Genomic DNA, 16,243 nt, shown 5'->3' with positions numbered 1-16,243 from the left:
GGAGCCCGCGCCGCGCGACGCGGCCGGTCGGCTCACTTGCCGTACGCGAGCATCAGCTTCTCCTTCGCGTCGTCCTTGCCGGACAGCCGCGTGGAGGAGATGTAGAAGCGGCCGTCGGTCCAGGCGACGTCACGGGAGAAGAAGCTGTCCTCCAGGTCGACGGTGCTCTCGGGCAGTTGGAGCAGCGTGGACGGCGTGTGGGCGGCCCCGGCCGTCGGGATCGACACGACCTTGCCCGCCGCGTCGTAGGACGGCTCGACGTAGGCGACGAGGTTGCCGCCCTCCACCTTCAGCGGCAGCATCGACTCGTCCGTGGGCGACTTGACGCGCCACTTCTCCTTGCCGGTGGCGAGGTCGATGGCGACGATCTCGTTCGGGCCGGTGGTCGCCTCGGTCGGCAGGTAGAGCGTGCCGGCGTCGGCGGCCGTGCCCTCGCAGCCGCTGAGGTTGCGCTGGAGCAGGGCCCAGCCGCACTCGGGTGCGAAGTCCTCGTCGAAGGCGACCTGCGAACGGAAGCCGCCGGCCGGCTTGAACGACGCGATGTTCCAGGCGTTCTTGTCCTTGTTGGTGCTGTAGACGACCAGCGGGTCCACGGAGTACGTCCGGCCGACCGTCCAGCCCTTGTCGAACTTCTGCGTCCACTTGACCCTGCCGGTGGCCGGGTCGAGTTCCTGGAGTTCGTCGTGCTCGTTCGCTCCGGTCGCGTCGCAGGACGCCACGGAGATCAGCTTGCCGCCGCCCGCGAAGGCGGTCGGGAAACAGGCGTCGCCGTACTTCGTCTTGTCCCACATCTTCTTGCCGGTGCGCACGTCGTACGCCGTGCCCGACTGCGAGCGGCCCACCATCAGCGTGTTGCCCGTGACCGACAGCTCGATGGTGATCGCGCTGTCGAACAGCGCGCCGTCCGCGACCACGCCGGTCCAGCCCTTGGCGCCGGTCTTCAGGTCGAGCTGCTGGAGCTGGTTGCACTTGGCGCGGTCGCTGGTGCCGCTCATGTACGCGACGACGATCTTGTCGTCCGCCGTCTTCTGCGGGGTGACCGCGCAGATCTTCTGCGGGAACGCGACGGTCGGCCAGGTCGGCTTGCCGTCGGTGACGTTGTATCCGACGACCTCCTTGTAGGCCGCCTTCACCGCCGTCGAGGACGTGATCCACATGCCGGGGGCCTCGGCGCCGGACGCGGGGGCGTCGGGCGCCTCCTTGTACCAGAGCACCTTCGCCTCGCCGGACTTGCGGTCCGCGTTGAAGTCGGCTTCCTCGCCGCCGTCGCCGCTGCCGTCGCCGGGGTTGACGGGCTTGTCGCTCGTGGCCGGCCCGGCGCTCTTGCTCTGCCCTGCGACCGGCGGCTTGTCCTGCTTGCCGTCGTCCCCGTTCGCGACCACGAACACGGTGCCGCCGATCACCGCGAGCGCCGCCACCGCCGCGCCGACGACCACGGCGGGCTTGCGGAAGGGGCCGCGCGAACCGTTCGGCGGTGTGCCGGGCGCGCCCGGAGCGCCGGGGAACTGCGGCGGGGGCGGGTAGCCGCCGTAGCCGGGCTGCTGACCGTAGGGGCCGGGACCCGGCTGCCCGTAAGGGGCGGCGCCCGGCTGCCCGTACGGCCCGGGCGGGGTCCCGTAGGGGCCGCTGGGCTGACCGTAGGGGCCCGGCTGCGCCGGCTGTTGCTGCTGCGGGTAGCCGTAACCGGGCTGCGGCTGCGGAGGACCGGGCGGGGCCTGCGGCGGCTGGGCGGGCATCTGTGGCGCCCCCGGTCCGCCACCCTGCGGGGCCCCGAACCCGCCGCCCTGCGGAGCGCCGAACCCGTCGCTCTGGGCGGGCGGTTGCGCATCCCCCGCCGGAGCGGGCTGCCCTGCCTGCGGCGGGTGCGGCGGCTGCGGCTGATCCTGCGGTGCTCCGAAACCGCCCTGCGGCGGCGGTTGGTTGGGCGGCTGAGTCATCAGCGTGCTCCCCCTCGTCACTGATTTTTAGCCACGCCCTGAGGCTCGTGACGGACTCAGAGTCGTACTCAGAAAGTTCTCGAACGGCTCTTTCTATCACCCGCCTCCGACAGCGAACCGGCCCGTGTCCACCCCTGTTTCCAAGGGAGGACCGGGCCGTGATGCCGTCGTTACGCGCCTTCACGCCCCCTTCACGCGACGCGCGCGCCGTCCTCGCCCGCCGGGCGTGACAGGCCCGGCGAGCGGATGTTTCACGCCGGGGCGCGAGCCGACCGGAACCGGGGCTGAACCCCCGCGAGCCCCTCTACGCGTCCTCGGCCAACTCAAGCCACTTGAGCTCCAGTTCCTCCCGCTCGCCGCCCAGCTCCCGCAACTGCGCGTCGAGTTCGGCGACCTTCCCGAAGTCGGTGGCGTTGTCGGCGATCTGGGCGTGCAGCTTGGCCTCCTTCTCGGAGATCTTGTCCAACTGCCGCTCGATCTTCTGGAGTTCCTTCTTCGCGGCGCGCTGGTCGGCGGCGCTCCGCTCGGGGGCGGCCTTCGCGGCGACGGGCGCCGCCGTGGCGGCCACGGCCTCCTCCATGCGCTGCCGGCGCTCCAGGTACTCGTCGATGCCGCGCGGGAGCATCCGCAGGGTGGCGTCGCCGAGGAGGGCGTACACCCGGTCCGTCGTGCGCTCCAGGAAGAAGCGGTCGTGGGAGATGACGATCATCGAGCCGGGCCAGCCGTCGAGGACGTCCTCGAGCTGGGTCAGCGTCTCGATGTCGAGGTCGTTGGTGGGCTCGTCGAGGAAGAGGACGTTGGGCTCGTCCATCAGCAGCCGCAGGAGCTGGAGCCGCCGCCGCTCACCGCCGGAGAGGTCGCCCACCGGCGTCCACTGCTTCTCCTTGTTGAAGCCGAACGTCTCGCACAGCTGCCCTGCGGTCATCTCGCGCCCCTTGCCGAGGTCGACGCGTTCACGGACGCGCTGGACGGCCTCCAGCACCCGCAGGTTCGGGTCGAGTTCGCCGACCTCCTGGGAGAGGTAGGCGAGCCTGACGGTCTTGCCGACGGCGACCCGCCCGCCGGCGGGCTGCGTCTCCCCCTCGGTGCGGGCGGCCTCGGCCATGGCCCGCAGCAGGGACGTCTTCCCGGCGCCGTTGACGCCGACCAGGCCGATGCGGTCGCCGGGGCCGAGCTGCCAGGTGATGTGCTTGAGCAGCACCTTGGGTCCGGCCTGGACGGTCACGTCCTCCAGGTCGAACACCGTCTTGCCGAGCCGCGAGGAGGCGAACTTCATCAGCTCGCTGCTGTCGCGCGGCGGCGGCACGTCCTTGATCAGCTCGTTGGCCGCCTCGACCCGGAAGCGGGGCTTGGAGGTGCGGGCGGGGGCGCCGCGACGCAGCCAGGCGAGCTCCTTGCGGACCAGGTTCTGCCGCTTGGTCTCCTCCGTCGCCGCGATCCGCTCGCGCTCGGCGCGCGCGAAGACGTAGTCGGAGTAGCCGCCCTCGTACTCGTGGACGTCGCCGCGCTGGACGTCCCACATGCGGGTGCAGACCTGGTCGAGGAACCAACGGTCGTGGGTGACGCAGACGAGCGCGGAGCGGCGCTCGCGCAGGTGGCGGGCTAGCCAGGCGATGCCCTCGACGTCGAGGTGGTTGGTGGGCTCGTCGAGGACGATCAGGTCCTGCTCCTCGATGAGGAGCTTGGCGAGCGCGATACGGCGGCGCTCGCCGCCGGAGAGCGGGCCGATGACGGTGTCGAGGCCCTGCGGGAAACCGGGGAGGTCGAGTCCGCCGAAGAGGCCGGTGAGGACGTCCCTGATCTTGGCGTTGCCCGCCCACTCGTGGTCGGCCAGGTCCCGGATGACCTCGTGCCGGACGGTGGCCGCGGGGTCGAGGGAGTCGTGCTGCGTCAGCACCCCGAGCCGCAGGCCGCCCGAGTGGGTGACGCGCCCGGTGTCGGCCTCCTCCAGCTTGGCCAGCATCCGGATCAGGGTGGTCTTGCCGTCGCCGTTGCGGCCCACCACGCCGATGCGGTCCCCTTCGGAGACGCCGAGGGAGACGCCGTCGAGCAGGGCACGGGTGCCGTACACCTTGCTGACGTTCTCGACATTGACGAGATTGACGGCCATTTCACTCCTGCGCGTGTGGGTCGGTCAGCCTTCTAGCCTAGGGCCTGCGAGGTGAGCGACGGAGCGCGAGGAGCTGATCACTCTTTGCGATGACGTGATCGGTCTTCGGCCGCTACCGTGGAGGCGGGGCAGCAGGATCCCGTCCATGGGAGGAACCATGACCGCCGAATCCGTGAAGCACCGCGTCCAGTGGCCGGTGCCGCCACAGGACGGCTACACCGTGGACGACCTGTTCACGCTGCCCGATCTCCCGCCGCACACCGAGCTGATCGACGGGAGCCTGGTTTTCGTGAGTCCGCAGCGCCGATTCCACGCGAATATGATCGACCTTCTGGTCTGGGGTCTGCGCACGGGACTGCCGTCCGAGCTGAGAGTCAGTCGCGAGATGACCGTCATCCTGGACACCCGCAACGGCCCCGAACCGGACGTCAGCGTGATCCGCGCCGACGCGGTCGAGGGGCCGGACCAGACGAGTTACCGGGCCGAGGACGTATTGCTCGCCGTGGAGGTCGTCTCGCCGGACTCGGAGTCGCGGGACCGCACGACCAAGCCACAGAAGTACGCGGCTGCCGGCATCCCGAACTTCTGGCGGGTGGAGCAGAGCGGGACCGGCGGCAGGCCCCTCGTCCATGTGTACGAGCTCGACCCGATGACCCACGCGTACGTCCACATGGGCATGCATCGGGACCAGGTCAAGGTCGACAAGCCCTACGACATCGCCATCGACCTGACCGCCATCGACCGACTCTGAGCGGAGCCGTCCCTCAGAGCACCGTCGCCCCCGCCGCCGGTGATGTCGCCACGCGCACCGAGCGGCAGGCGCCGGAGGTCCGCAGGGCCTCGGCCACCGCCGCCGCCGAACCCGGGTCTCGTGCCAGGAAGGCCGTCGTCGGGCCCGAGCCGGAGACCAGGGCCGCCAGGGCGCCCGCCGCCCGGCCCGCGGCGAGGGTGTCGGCCAGTTCGGGGAAGAGGGAGAGGGCGGCGGGCTGGAGGTCGTTGGTGACGGCGGCCGCGAGCGCGTCGGGGTCGCCCTTGGCGAGGGCGGCCAGGACGTCCGGGGAGGCCTCCGGCTCGGGGATGTCGCGCCCCTCCGCCAGCCGGTCGAACTCGCGGAACACCGCCGGAGTCGACAGCCCCCGCTCGGCCATCGCGAACACCCAGTGGAACGTGCCGCCCACCTCCAGCGGCGTCAGCTTTTCGCCGCGCCCGGTGCCCAGGGCCGCCCCGCCGATCAGGCTGAAGGGCACGTCGCTGCCCAGCTCGGCGCAGATGTCGAGGAGTTCGTCACGGCTCGCGCCGGTGCCCCACAGCGCGTCGCAGGCGAGCAGCGCGCCCGCGCCGTCCGCGCTGCCGCCCGCCATGCCGCCGGCGACGGGGATGTCCTTGGCGATGTGGAGGTGCACGTCGGCGTCGCGGCCGTACCGCTCGGCGAGGGCGAGGGCCGCGCGCGCGGCCAGGTTGGTGCGGTCCAGGGGGACCTGGGCTGCGTCCGGGCCCGCGCAGGTGATGCGGAGCTCGTCGGCCGGGGTGACGGTGACCTCGTCGTACAGGCCGACCGCGAGGAAGACGTTCGCCAGCTCGTGGAAGCCGTCCGCGCGGGCGGCGCCCACCGCGAGCTGCACGTTGACCTTGGCGGGCACGCGCACGGTGACGCTCACGCGGCGTCCTCCCGCTTGTTCTCCGCGATCCGGGCGAACTCCTCGACGGTGAGCGACTCCCCGCGGGCCTGCGGCGACACCCCGGCGGCGACCAGCGCCGCCTCGGCGGCCGCGGCCGAACCGGCCCAGCCGGCCAGCGCCGCCCGCAGCGTCTTGCGGCGCTGCGCGAAGGCCGCGTCCACGACGGCGAAGACCTCGCGCCTGGACGCCGTGGTCTTCACCGGCTCGGTCCGGCGGACCAGGGAGACCAGCCCGCTGTCGACGTTCGGCGCGGGCCAGAACACGTTGCGGCCGATGGCGCCGGCCCGCTTGACCTCGGCGTACCAGGCGGCCTTCACGGACGGCACCCCGTACACCTTGGAGCCGGGGGCGGCGGCGAGGCGGTCGGCGACCTCCGACTGGACCATGACGAGGGTGCGCTCGATGCTCGGGAAGGTGCCGAGCATGTGCAGCAGCACCGGAACGGCCACGTTGTACGGCAGGTTGGCGACCAGCGCGGTCGGGGCGGGGCCGGGAAGCTCGGCGACGTGCATGGCGTCGGAGTGGACGAGCGCGAAGCGGCCCGCGCGCTCGGGCATGCGCGCGGTGATCGTCGCGGGCAGCGCGCTCGCCAGCACGTCGTCGATCTCGACGGCGGTGACGTGGTCGGCGGCCTCCAGCAGCGCGAGGGTGAGCGAGCCCAGGCCCGGCCCCACCTCCACGACCACGTCGTCCGGGCGGACGCCCGCGGTGCGCACGATACGGCGGACCGTGTTCGCGTCGATGACGAAGTTCTGGCCGCGCTGCTTGGTGGGGCGGACGCCGAGGGCTGCCGCCAGTTCGCGGATGTCGGCGGGGCCCAGGAGGGCGTCGGGGGTGGGGCTGGTCACGGGACAAGGGTACGGGGGCCGCCGGGCGCGGCCGTCCGGGAGCCGCCCCGCGCCCCGACGGCTCACGCCGGTTCAGCCCTGCAGCCTGGTCCCGCAGTGGGGCCAGGGGGCCGCGCCCCGTCTGACGTACAGCTTCTTCGCGCGGAAGGTCTGCTCCGCCGCGGGGGCGTCCTGGGGGCGGCCGGCGCCGCCGAGGCTGTGCCAGGTGCGGGTGTCGAACTGGTACAGGCCGCCGTACGTGCCGGACGAGTCCACGGCGTCGGCGCGGCCGCCGGACTCGCAGGCCGCGAGGCCCCGCCAGTTCAGGCCGTCGGCGCCGCGCACGGACGCCGGCAGCGGTTTCGTGCCCACCTTCACCAGCCGCGCCCGAGGCTCGCGCACGATCTCGCTCCTGATCCGCCTCGGCTTCTGCCGTACGCCGTTGACGGCCCGCAGGGCATAGGTGATCCGCCGCAGCCCCGGCTGACCGGGCTGCTCCACGACCTGTGTGCCCCGGAACAGGGAGGGGTCCTCGGCGCGGCGCACGGCGAACGGGATCGCCTCCTCGCGCACCTCCTCGGCGCCGGTGATCCGCAGCACGGTGACGGTCTGCCCGTCCCTGGGGAAGCTGCCGGAGGGCACGGAGGTGGCGTCCTGGCCGCGCAGGGTGATCCCGGCCTGTTCGACCGCCTCGCCGACGGTCGCCGCGTTGGTGCGGACGGTGCGGGCCCGGCCGTCCGCGAGGATCGTCACGGCGCGTTCGGTGCGGACGTCCAGCGCGAGCCCTCCGAGCCCGATGCGCCGGGTGCGCGCGACGGAGAGGTACGCGCCCTCCGCGCGCACCCCGATCTCCCGGAGCGCGCCCTCCACCGTGTCCGCCGTCGTCCACACCTCGCGCCGCTCACCGTCCAGGGTGAGCCGCAGGGGGCGTCCGTAGCGCACCTCGATCTCGTCGCCGCTGGCGAGGGGCGTGCCGGGGGCGGGCGTGACGACGTCGTGCGCGCCCAGCGGCACGCCCTGGTCGGCCAGCAGCTCGGTGACGTCGTCGGCGAAGGTGTGCAGGGTGCGCGGCTTGCCGTCGACGGTCAGCTCGACCGCCTTGTCCTTGGCGACGAACGCGGCGGTCCCGCCGGCGAGGAACGCGACGACGAGCGCCTGGGGAAGCAACCGGCGCACCGCCGACTCGGGTCGCTCGGAGCGCTCGCCCCGATCGGGCCGCTCAAGTCGCTCAGGGGTCCGCGCCCTGCGCCGCCGCCCCGCCCGTCGTCCGGCGTCCGGCTCGGTCCGGGGTCCGGTGAGCGTCACGGTGGGCGCCTCGGCCGTGGCGGCCGCCGCCCAGTCGACGAGAGTGGGCGACTCGCCCGCCGTCGCGTAACCGGGCCGGTAGGTGTCGGTGTACGGGACGTCGAAGGGAAGGTCGTACGCCTCGGGCGTCCCGTAGAGGCCGGGCGTCCCGTAGAGGCCGGGCGTGCCCTGCTGGCCGGGGGGGACGTACACGCCGTACGCCAGCGTCTGCGCGCTGTGCAGATCGGCGCCGGGGTGCTCGGGGTACGCGGGGTGCGGTGCGTACCACGGATGGTGCGAGATGCTCACGCCGACACGCTCCAGGGGGCCTGGGGGTCCGAAAGGGGCCCGGATCGGGCCCCCAGAACCTAGCGGAGAGGCCGTCACTCTCCAAAGCGGCTCGGCTACACAGCGTCGTGTTCGAGTGGTTCAGTAGTCGAACGCCCGGGCGGTGTTGGCGGCGAGGGCCGTCGCCATGACGTCCTCGTCGACGCCGCGCACGGTGGCCATCGCACGGACCGTCACCGGGACGAGGTACGGGGCGTTCGGCCTTCCCCGGTACGGGGCCGGGGTGAGGAAGGGCGCGTCGGTCTCCACCAGGACCAGCTCCAGCGGGGCGACGGCGAGGGCGTCGCGCAGGTTCTGGGCGTTCTTGAAGGTGACGTTGCCGGCGAACGACATGAAGTACCCGGCGCGGGCGCAGATCTCCGCCATCTCGGCGTCGCCGGAGTAGCAGTGGAAGACGGTCCGCTCGGGGGCGCCCTCCTCCTTCAGGATCCGCAGGACGTCGGCGTGGGCGTCGCGGTCGTGGATGACGAGGGCCTTGCCGTGCCGCTTGGCCATCTCGATGTGGGCGCGGAAGGAGCGCTCCTGCGCCTCCTTGCCCTCGGGGCCGGTGCGGAAGTGGTCGAGCCCGGTCTCGCCGACGCCCTTGACGTGGGCGAGCCCGGCCAGGCGGTCGATCTCGGCGAGCGCCTCGTCGAGCGCCGCCGCGCCGCCCGGCTGCCGTGCGCCCTGCCGCGACCAGCCGTCCGGGTCGCCGTGGACGATGCGGGGCGCCTCGTTGGGGTGGAGGGCGACGGCCGCGTGGACGCGCTCGTGCGCGGCCGCCGTCTCGGCCGCCCACCGGGAGCCGCGCACGTCGCAGCCCACCTGGACGACCGTCGTCACCCCGACCGACGCGGCTTTCGCGAGGCCCTCCTCCACCGTGCCGGACTGCATGTCGAGGTGGGTGTGGGAGTCGGCGACGGGCACCGCGAGGGGTGCCGGGAGCGGCGGCGCGGTGTTCTTGTCGGCCTTGTCGGCGTTCGAAGGCATGCCCCGATCCTACGAAAGGGCCGGGGCCGCGCCGTCCGGGTCAGCCGGCCCGGCGGTGGAAGGGGTGGAGGAGGTCGGACAGCTGCCAGTGGTGGCGCTGCTCACCGGCCACGCCCGCCGGCTCGCCCGCCGGCTCGGCGCCCTCGTCCGGCGGCTGCCGCCGTGCCGCGCTGAGCACCGAGGAGACCTGCCCCGCCCGCATGATGCGCACGATGTGCGCGTCGCAGTTCTGGCACACGGGGCGGCTCAACGGCGACGGCACGACGCGTCCGTCCGCGACGTACCGGACGAACTCGTGGCCGTCGGCGTCCGTGTGGTGCTCGATCTCGTACGACTGTTCCCAGCCGTGCCCGCAGCGCATGCAGGCGAAGGAATAGGACTCGTGCACGACGGGAACCCCCGCGGCGCGCAGGCCGGACCGCCCTGTGATCTCACCCATCCCGGCTCCTTTGATCCACTGGTCGAGGACGAAGTGCCCTCAGCCCAGTGGACTGCGCGGCGCGTCCGAAAGCAGCCGATCTGCCGAGTGTTGGCTCCGTTTTGGGCGCGCCTTGCCCATGTGGGACATGGGGCGAGCTATGGGCTTTGCACTCCCCAGCACTTCTTTACCGGCCGGTGGCGGAGCGCTTCGCCGCCACTACCGCGTCGAACACGACCCGCTTGGCCAGCCCCGCCTCCACCGCCACCGCGGCGATCGCCTCCTTGCGCCGCTCGCCGGCCTCCTCCCGCGCCCGCACCCGCCGCACCAGCTCCTCCGCGTCGAGTTCCTCGGGCCCGGGCTCGGGCGCCCCGGTGACGACGACGGTGATCTCGCCGCGCACGCCCTGTGCCGCCCACTCGGCCAGCTCGGCCAGCGGCCCGCGCTTGATCTCCTCGTACGTCTTGGTCAGCTCGCGGCAGACGGCCGCCCGCCGCTGACCGCCGAACACCTCGCTCATCGCGGCGAGGGTGTCGTCGAGCCGGTGCGGGGCCTCGAAGTAGACGAGCGTGCGCCGCTCCTCGGCGACCTCCCGCAGCCGGGACAGCCGCTCGCCCGCCTTGCGCGGCAGGAACCCCTCGAAGCAGAAGCGGTCGACGGGCAGGCCGGACAGCGCGAGGGCGGTCAGGACGGCGGACGGTCCGGGCACGGCGGTGACCCGCACGTCGTGTTCGACGGCGGCGGCGACGAGCCGGTAGCCGGGGTCGGACACCGACGGCATCCCGGCGTCGGTCACCAGCAGCACGCGCGCGCCGCCGAGGAGCGCCTCGACGAGTTCGGGCGTACGGGCGGACTCGTTGCCCTCGAAGTAGGAGACGATCCGGCCCGTGGTCGTCACCCCCAGCGCCTGCGTGAGCCGGCGCAGCCTGCGGGTGTCCTCGGCGGCGACGACGTCGGCGCCGGCCAGTTCCTCGGCGAGTCGGGGGGGTGCGTCGGCGACGTCCCCGATGGGCGTGCCGGCGAGGACCAGGGTTCCGGGTGCGTCTGTCACCTTTCCAGTCTCCCAAGACCACGAGAACCCCGGTGCACGGGACTCCCACAGACGGGTTCCCTACGATGGCGCGGTGACCAGTACCGCGTCCTCCATGGACTCCACGGACTACCGGCAGGACCAGGCGCCGCAGGATCAGCGGCCGGCGTGGCGGCAGCGGCTGCGCCGTTTCGGATACTCGGCGGAGCCGGGAGGCGACGTCCGTGAGCGGTTGTCGCCTCCGTTCGCCGAGCCCGGTCCGCGGCTGTGGGCGGTGCTGGGGATCGGGCCGGTGTGGGCGGGGCGGATCACGCGCTGGTCGGGCTGGGGCGGGCCGCTGCTGGTGACGCTGATGGCGGGCGTGCTGCGGTTCTGGAACCTGGGCAGCCCGAAGGCGGTGATATTCGACGAGACGTACTACGCGAAGGACGCCTGGGCGCTCGTCCACCGGGGTTTCGAGGTCAACTGGGAGAAGAACGCCAACGATCTGATCCTGTCCTCCGGCGGCCATGTCACGGTCCCGTCGGACGCGGCGTACGTGGTGCATCCGCCGGTCGGCAAGTTCGTCATCGGGCTGGGCGAGCTGATGTTCGGGTTCGATCCGTTCGGCTGGCGGTTCATGACGGCGCTGCTGGGGACGCTGTCCGTCCTGATGCTGTGCCGGATCGGCCGCCGGCTGCTGCGCTCCACGCTTCTGGGCTGTCTTGCGGGCGCGCTGATGGCCCTCGACGGGCTGCACTTCGTGATGAGCCGGGCCGCGCTGCTCGACGGGGTGCTGATGTTCTTCGTGCTGGCGACGTTCGGCTGTCTGCTGATCGACCGGGACAAGGCGCGCGAGCGGCTCGCGGCGGCGCTGCCGGCGTTCGACGACCGGGAGGGCGGCCCGCGCCGTCCGGACGCGCACGTCGCCGAGACGACGCGGCTCGGCCTTCGGCCGTGGCGCTGGGCGGCCGGTCTGATGCTGGGTCTGGCGATCGGCACCAAGTGGAACGCGCTGTACGTGATGGTGGCGTTCTGCCTGATGGCGGTCCTGTGGGACGTCGCCGCACGCCGGGTGGCCGGTGCGCGCCGCCCCTACCTCGCGGTGCTGCGGCGGGACACGGGGCTTGCGTTCCTGGCGACGGTGCCGGTCGCGCTGGTGACGTACGTGGCGACGTGGACGGGCTGGATCCTGTCCGCCCGCGACGGCTCGGGCGGCTACTACCGCGACTGGGCCGAGGGCGACGGCAAGGGCGGCAGCTGGACCTGGCTGTTCCCCGACTGGTGGCGCAGCCTGTGGCACTACGAGACGCAGGTGTACGAGTTCCACACCCACCTGACCTCGCCGCACCCGTACCAGTCGAACCCGTGGAGCTGGATCGTCCTGGGCCGACCGGTGTCGTACTTCTACGAGTCCCCGGCGCCCGGCAGGGACGGCTGCCCGGCGGACGCGGGCGAGAAGTGCGCGCGGGAGGTGCTGGCGCTCGGCACGCCGTTGCTGTGGTGGGCGGCCTGCTTCGCGATCCTTTTCGTGCTGTGGCGCTGGTTCTTCCGCCGTGACTGGCGGGCGGGCGCGATCGCCTGCGGCATCGCCGCCGGGTACCTGCCGTGGTTCCTGTACCAGGAGCGCACGATCTTCCTGTTCTACGCGGTGGTCTTCCTGCCGTTCCTGTGCCTGGCGGTGGCGATGATGGTCGGTGCGCTCGTCGGCCGGCCGGGAGGCGGCGACACCCGGCGGGTGGCGGGCGCGACGGCGGCGGGGGTGCTGGTGCTGCTGATCGCGTGGAACTTCATCTACTTCTATCCGCTGTACACGGGACAGGCGATCCCCATCGACTCCTGGCGTTCACGTATGTGGCTCGACACCTGGGTGTGAGGCGGTCGCCCGGGGGCGCGTTCAGATCCTTGACCGTCCTTTCGGTTGCCCGTTTTTCACCATGAGTCGATCTCCCTTCGGCCAACTTCCGTCAACTCCTTTCCCCGCGGCCCCCGGTTGCGCATACAGTGCGACCGAGACCCGCCTTTCTGAACGCGTTCAATCGCACGCGCAGAGGCTCACGGGACCAACGGGGAAAGAACGGGGAGGGGTGCGGCCATGCACAAGGGGGCCAAGACGGCGATCGTCGGTTCGGTGCTCGCCGTGATGGTGGGAGGGGCCGGCTACGGCGCCTTCAACATCCTGAACGCGCTGAACTCGGACGGCGGCGGCACCGCGGGGGCGAACGGGCCGGTGTCCGTGAAGAAGAGCGGGCCGCCCGACGCGTCGGAGGTCGCCGACACCACGGCCGCGTTCTTCGCCGCGTGGGAGAAGGGGCAGGCCGCGGCCGCCGCGGCGCTCACCAACAACGACCAGAAGGCGGAACCCCTGCTCGCCGCCTACGGCGGGGCCGCGCACATCACCGGCGTGCGGATCACGCCGGGCAGGGCGAGCGGCACCACGGTGCCGTTCAGCGTCGCGGCGACGGTGTCGTACGAGGGGAAGTCCAAGCCGCTCGCCTACAAGAGCTCCCTCAAGGTGGTGCGCGGGCTGACCACCGGCAAGGCGCTCGTGGACTGGCAGCCCTCGCTCGTGCACCCCGGCCTGAAGGAGATGGACGACACCCTCGTCACCGGGGAGTCGGCGGCGCCGCCCATCGAGGCCGTCGACCGCGACGGCAAGGTGCTCACCAAGGAGAAGTACCCCTCGCTCGGGCCGATCCTCGACCAGCTGCGAGCCACCTACGGCGAGAAGGCGGGCGGCACCGCCGGCGTCGAGCTGACGATCCGGCACGCGGCGCCCGACACCGCCGACACCCCGCTGCTCACCCTCGCCGAGGGCAAGGCGGGCCGGCTGCCCACGACGATCAGCGCGACGGCGCAGGCGGCCGCCGAGAAGGCGGTGGGCAAGTTCGACAACGCCTCGGTGGTGGCCGTGCGGCCGAGCACCGGCGAGGTCCTCGCGGTCGCCAACCACCGCGCCGACGGCTTCAACGCGGCCTTCCTCGGCGAGCGGGCGCCCGGCTCCACGATGAAGATCGTCAGCGCGGCCACCCTCATCGACAACGGGCTGACCACGGCGAACGGCCCGGCCCCCTGCCCGGCCGAGGCCGTCTGGGAGAGCCAGACCTTCCACAACCTCGCAGACCTGCCCGCGGACGAGAAGGCCACCCTGGCGCAGAGCTTCGCCCGCTCGTGCAACACCGCGTTCGTGAAGTTCGCCGACGAGGTCGGGGTCGACTCCCTCACCAGGGAGGCGCAGCAGCGTTTCGGCGTCGGGCGCGACGACTGGAAGACCGGCATCCCGTCCTTCGACGGCTCCGTCCCCGCCGCCGGCGGCCCCGACACCGCGGCCAACCTGATCGGCCAGGGCAAGGTCCAGATGAACCCGCTGACCATGGCCTCCGTGACGGCCACCGCGATGACGGGCGACTTCCGCCAGCCGGTCATCGTCCCCAGGAGCCTCGACGGGCGGACGCTCGCCCAGGCCGAGGGGCTGCCCGGCACGACCGTGACCCAGCTGCGCTCGATGATGAACCGCACCGCCACCAGCGGCACCGCGGCCGGCGTGATGTCCGGCCTGCACGGCCGGATCGGCGCGAAGACCGGCTCCGCCGAGACCGACGGCAACGCGACCTCCGACAGCTGGTTCACCGGCTACCGCGACGACGTCGCCGCCGCCGCGATGGTCGAGGACGGCGGCCACGGCGTCGACGCGGCCGGCCCGATCGTCGCCACGGTGCTGCGCACGGGCGGCTGAACCGGCGCGGTGCGGCCGAGCCGTACGCCGGCTTGGCCGTACGTCGGCCGAGCCGTACGACGGCTGACAAGAAGCAGCCGAACGGGGGCGTGGTTGACGTCACACGTGATGTCACCCCCGCCACCGGGGACTCTAGGCTGGTTCCCCTCGTTGGGATCGGTGAGGGCAGTGGGGCGAGGGCGGCCTCGGACAAGCTTGGAGGATCTCGGGCTGTGGGCAACAGAAGGCGCGTCGCCGAGCGACGGAACAAGCGGCCCGTCGTGGTCGGCGGTGTGATCGCCGCGGTCGTCGGCGGCGCCGGCATCGCCGGGTACGCGCTGTACGGCGGCGGCGCGGCGGCCGAGGACGGCTCGTCCCGGGCTGGCGAGCGGAAGCCCGCGGTGAAGACGGGCCCGCTGTCGGCCGCCGAGGTGAGCTCCGCGGCGCAGGCGTTCCTGACCGCCTGGCAGCAGGGCAAGGTCGCCCAGGCCGCCGCCGCCACCGACGACCCGAAGGCCGCCGCCGCGCTGCTCACCGGCTACACCAAGGACGCCCACGTCACCGGCGCCGCCCTCACCGCCGGCGCGCGCTCGGGCGACAGGCTGGCCTTCTCCGTCAAGGGCACGGTGACGTACAAGAAGACGGCGAAGCCGCTCGCCTACGACAGCGCGCTGACCGTCGTACGGCGGGCGTCGGACGGCAAGCCGCTGGTCGACTGGCACGCCTCCGTCGTCCACCCCGACCTCGCCGACGGGGACACCCTGGTGACCGGTGAGGCCGGCGACCCGCCGGTCAAGGCGTTCGACCGGGACGGCGGCGAGCTGACCGCGAAGAGGTTCCCGTCGCTGGGCACGGTCCTGGACGGGCTGCGCGAGAAGTACGGGAAGAAGGCCGGCGGCACGGCGGGCGTCGAGCTGCGGGTGGTGCGCGGCAAGGACTCCAAGGCGAAGAAGGCCTCCGACAAGACGCTCCTGGAGCTGAGCGAAGGCACGCCGGGCTCCGTGAAGACGACGCTGAGCCCCACCCTCCAGGCCACGGCGGAGAAGCAGGTGGCGAGCAGGGCGCGGTCCTCGGTCGTCGCCGTACGCCCGTCGACCGGCGAGATCCTGGCCGTCGCCAACAGCAACCCGAACTTCAACACGGCCTTCCAGGGCTCCCTCGCGCCCGGCTCCACCATGAAGGTCGTCACCGCCTCGCTGCTGATCGAGAAGGGGCTGGCGTCGGCGGACAAGCCCCACCCGTGCCCGAAGTACTTCACGTACGGGGGCTGGAAGTTCCAGAACGACGACGAGTTCGAGATCAAGAGCGGCACGTTCAAGGCGAGCTTCGCCCGCTCCTGCAACACGGCCTTCATCAGCCAGGCCGGCAAGCTCGACGAGAACAGCCTGACCCAGCAGGCCCAGCAGGTCTTCGGCCTGTCCCGGGACGACTGGTCGGTCGGCGTGCCCAGCTTCGACGGCGCGGTCCCGGTGCAGTCGGCGGCCCAGATGGCGGCCGAGCTGATCGGCCAGGGCGGGGTGCGGATGAACCCGCTGAACATGGCGTCCGTCTCGGCCACCATCAAGTCGGGGACGTTCCACCAGCCGTACCTGGTGGCCCCGTCGGTGGACGACCGCACGCTGGCCACCGCCGCGCGCAAGATGTCGCCGTCCACGCTGTCCCAGCTGCGCGAGCTGATGAACTACACGGCCGCCTACGGCACCGCGGCCAAGGCGATGACCGGCCTCGGCCCCGACTACGGCGCGAAGACCGGCTCGGCGGAGGTCGACGGCCAGAAGCAGCCCAACGGCTGGTTCACCGCCTACCGCGGGGACCTCGCGGCCGCCGGCGTCGTCCAGGCGGGCGGCCACGGCGGTGACACGGCGGGCCCGATCGTGGCGACCCTGCTGAAGGCGGGCCGCTGACCGGGCGGGCCGCTGACCGGGGGGCGAGCCGCGGGGCCGGGCG

The 16,243-nt window shown here is 72.6% G+C and carries 12 protein-coding genes; 4 read left to right on the top strand and 8 right to left on the bottom strand.

Going from position 1 to position 16,243, the window contains the following annotated elements; genetic code table 11:
• Nucleotides 1-32 precede the first annotated feature (32 nt).
• Together EV567_RS21095 and EV567_RS21090 are read right to left on the bottom strand one after the other, a co-directional pair.
• Nucleotides 33-1,937 carry a PQQ-binding-like beta-propeller repeat protein gene (locus EV567_RS21095; protein WP_130442376.1) on the bottom strand — a complete coding sequence of 635 codons (1,905 nt, stop codon included), beginning with the start codon at nucleotides 1,935-1,937 and terminating at the stop codon, nucleotides 33-35.
• A gap of 304 nt (nucleotides 1,938-2,241) precedes the next feature.
• Nucleotides 2,242-4,047, bottom strand: coding sequence for an ABC-F family ATP-binding cassette domain-containing protein (locus tag EV567_RS21090; protein WP_130442374.1), 1,806 nt, complete (start codon nucleotides 4,045-4,047; stop codon nucleotides 2,242-2,244).
• Between the two features lie 157 nt (nucleotides 4,048-4,204).
• Between EV567_RS21090 and EV567_RS21085 the strand changes: the two genes are divergently transcribed.
• On the top strand, nucleotides 4,205-4,798 hold the full coding sequence (locus EV567_RS21085; RefSeq protein WP_130442372.1) for a Uma2 family endonuclease: 594 nt from the start codon (nucleotides 4,205-4,207) through the stop codon (nucleotides 4,796-4,798).
• Nucleotides 4,799-4,811: 13 nt separating this feature from the next.
• On the opposite strand, the gene EV567_RS21080 is transcribed toward EV567_RS21085, so the two are convergent.
• From EV567_RS21080 to rsmI, 6 genes are all read right to left on the bottom strand, one after another.
• Nucleotides 4,812-5,705: a 4-(cytidine 5'-diphospho)-2-C-methyl-D-erythritol kinase gene (locus EV567_RS21080; RefSeq protein WP_130442370.1), complete on the bottom strand. Its 894-nt coding sequence runs from the start codon at nucleotides 5,703-5,705 to the stop codon at nucleotides 4,812-4,814.
• Entirely contained in the window at nucleotides 5,702-6,574 is an 873-nt protein-coding gene (rsmA, locus tag EV567_RS21075) for a 16S rRNA (adenine(1518)-N(6)/adenine(1519)-N(6))-dimethyltransferase RsmA (protein ID WP_130442368.1), read from the bottom strand. Before rsmA ends, EV567_RS21080 begins: the two co-directional genes overlap by 4 nt.
• Nucleotides 6,575-6,646: 72 nt before the next feature.
• Nucleotides 6,647-8,146 (bottom strand): ubiquitin-like domain-containing protein, encoded by a 1,500-nt coding sequence (locus EV567_RS21070; protein WP_407071609.1) that lies wholly within the window; start codon nucleotides 8,144-8,146, stop codon nucleotides 6,647-6,649.
• Between the two features lie 120 nt (nucleotides 8,147-8,266).
• Nucleotides 8,267-9,154: a TatD family hydrolase gene (locus tag EV567_RS21065; protein ID WP_130442366.1), complete on the bottom strand. Its 888-nt coding sequence runs from the start codon at nucleotides 9,152-9,154 to the stop codon at nucleotides 8,267-8,269.
• A 40-nt stretch (nucleotides 9,155-9,194) separates the two neighbouring features.
• A complete protein-coding gene (locus tag EV567_RS21060) occupies nucleotides 9,195-9,593 on the bottom strand; it encodes a hypothetical protein (RefSeq protein ID WP_130442364.1) in 399 nt (132 codons plus the stop codon).
• Nucleotides 9,594-9,759: 166 nt separating this feature from the next.
• Nucleotides 9,760-10,623 carry a 16S rRNA (cytidine(1402)-2'-O)-methyltransferase gene (gene rsmI, locus EV567_RS21055; RefSeq protein ID WP_130442362.1) on the bottom strand — a complete coding sequence of 288 codons (864 nt, stop codon included), beginning with the start codon at nucleotides 10,621-10,623 and terminating at the stop codon, nucleotides 9,760-9,762.
• A 73-nt stretch (nucleotides 10,624-10,696) separates the two neighbouring features.
• Here rsmI and EV567_RS21050 point away from each other — a divergent pair, with 73 nt between their 5' ends.
• From EV567_RS21050 to EV567_RS21040, 3 genes are all read left to right on the top strand, one after another.
• Nucleotides 10,697-12,457: a dolichyl-phosphate-mannose--protein mannosyltransferase gene (locus tag EV567_RS21050; protein WP_165430440.1), complete on the top strand. Its 1,761-nt coding sequence runs from the start codon at nucleotides 10,697-10,699 to the stop codon at nucleotides 12,455-12,457.
• Nucleotides 12,458-12,676: 219 nt separating this feature from the next.
• Nucleotides 12,677-14,317 carry a penicillin-binding transpeptidase domain-containing protein gene (locus EV567_RS21045; RefSeq protein ID WP_130442360.1) on the top strand — a complete coding sequence of 547 codons (1,641 nt, stop codon included), beginning with the start codon at nucleotides 12,677-12,679 and terminating at the stop codon, nucleotides 14,315-14,317.
• Between the two features lie 212 nt (nucleotides 14,318-14,529).
• Nucleotides 14,530-16,200, top strand: coding sequence for a penicillin-binding transpeptidase domain-containing protein (locus EV567_RS21040; protein WP_130442358.1), 1,671 nt, complete (start codon nucleotides 14,530-14,532; stop codon nucleotides 16,198-16,200).
• Nucleotides 16,201-16,243 lie beyond the last annotated feature (43 nt).

Source organism: Streptomyces sp. BK239, assembly GCF_004217285.1.
Classification (GTDB): Bacteria; Actinomycetota; Actinomycetes; order Streptomycetales; family Streptomycetaceae; genus Streptomyces.
The sequence above is the reverse complement of the archived record's forward strand: the minus strand, read 5'-3'. Positions and strand labels throughout refer to the sequence as shown.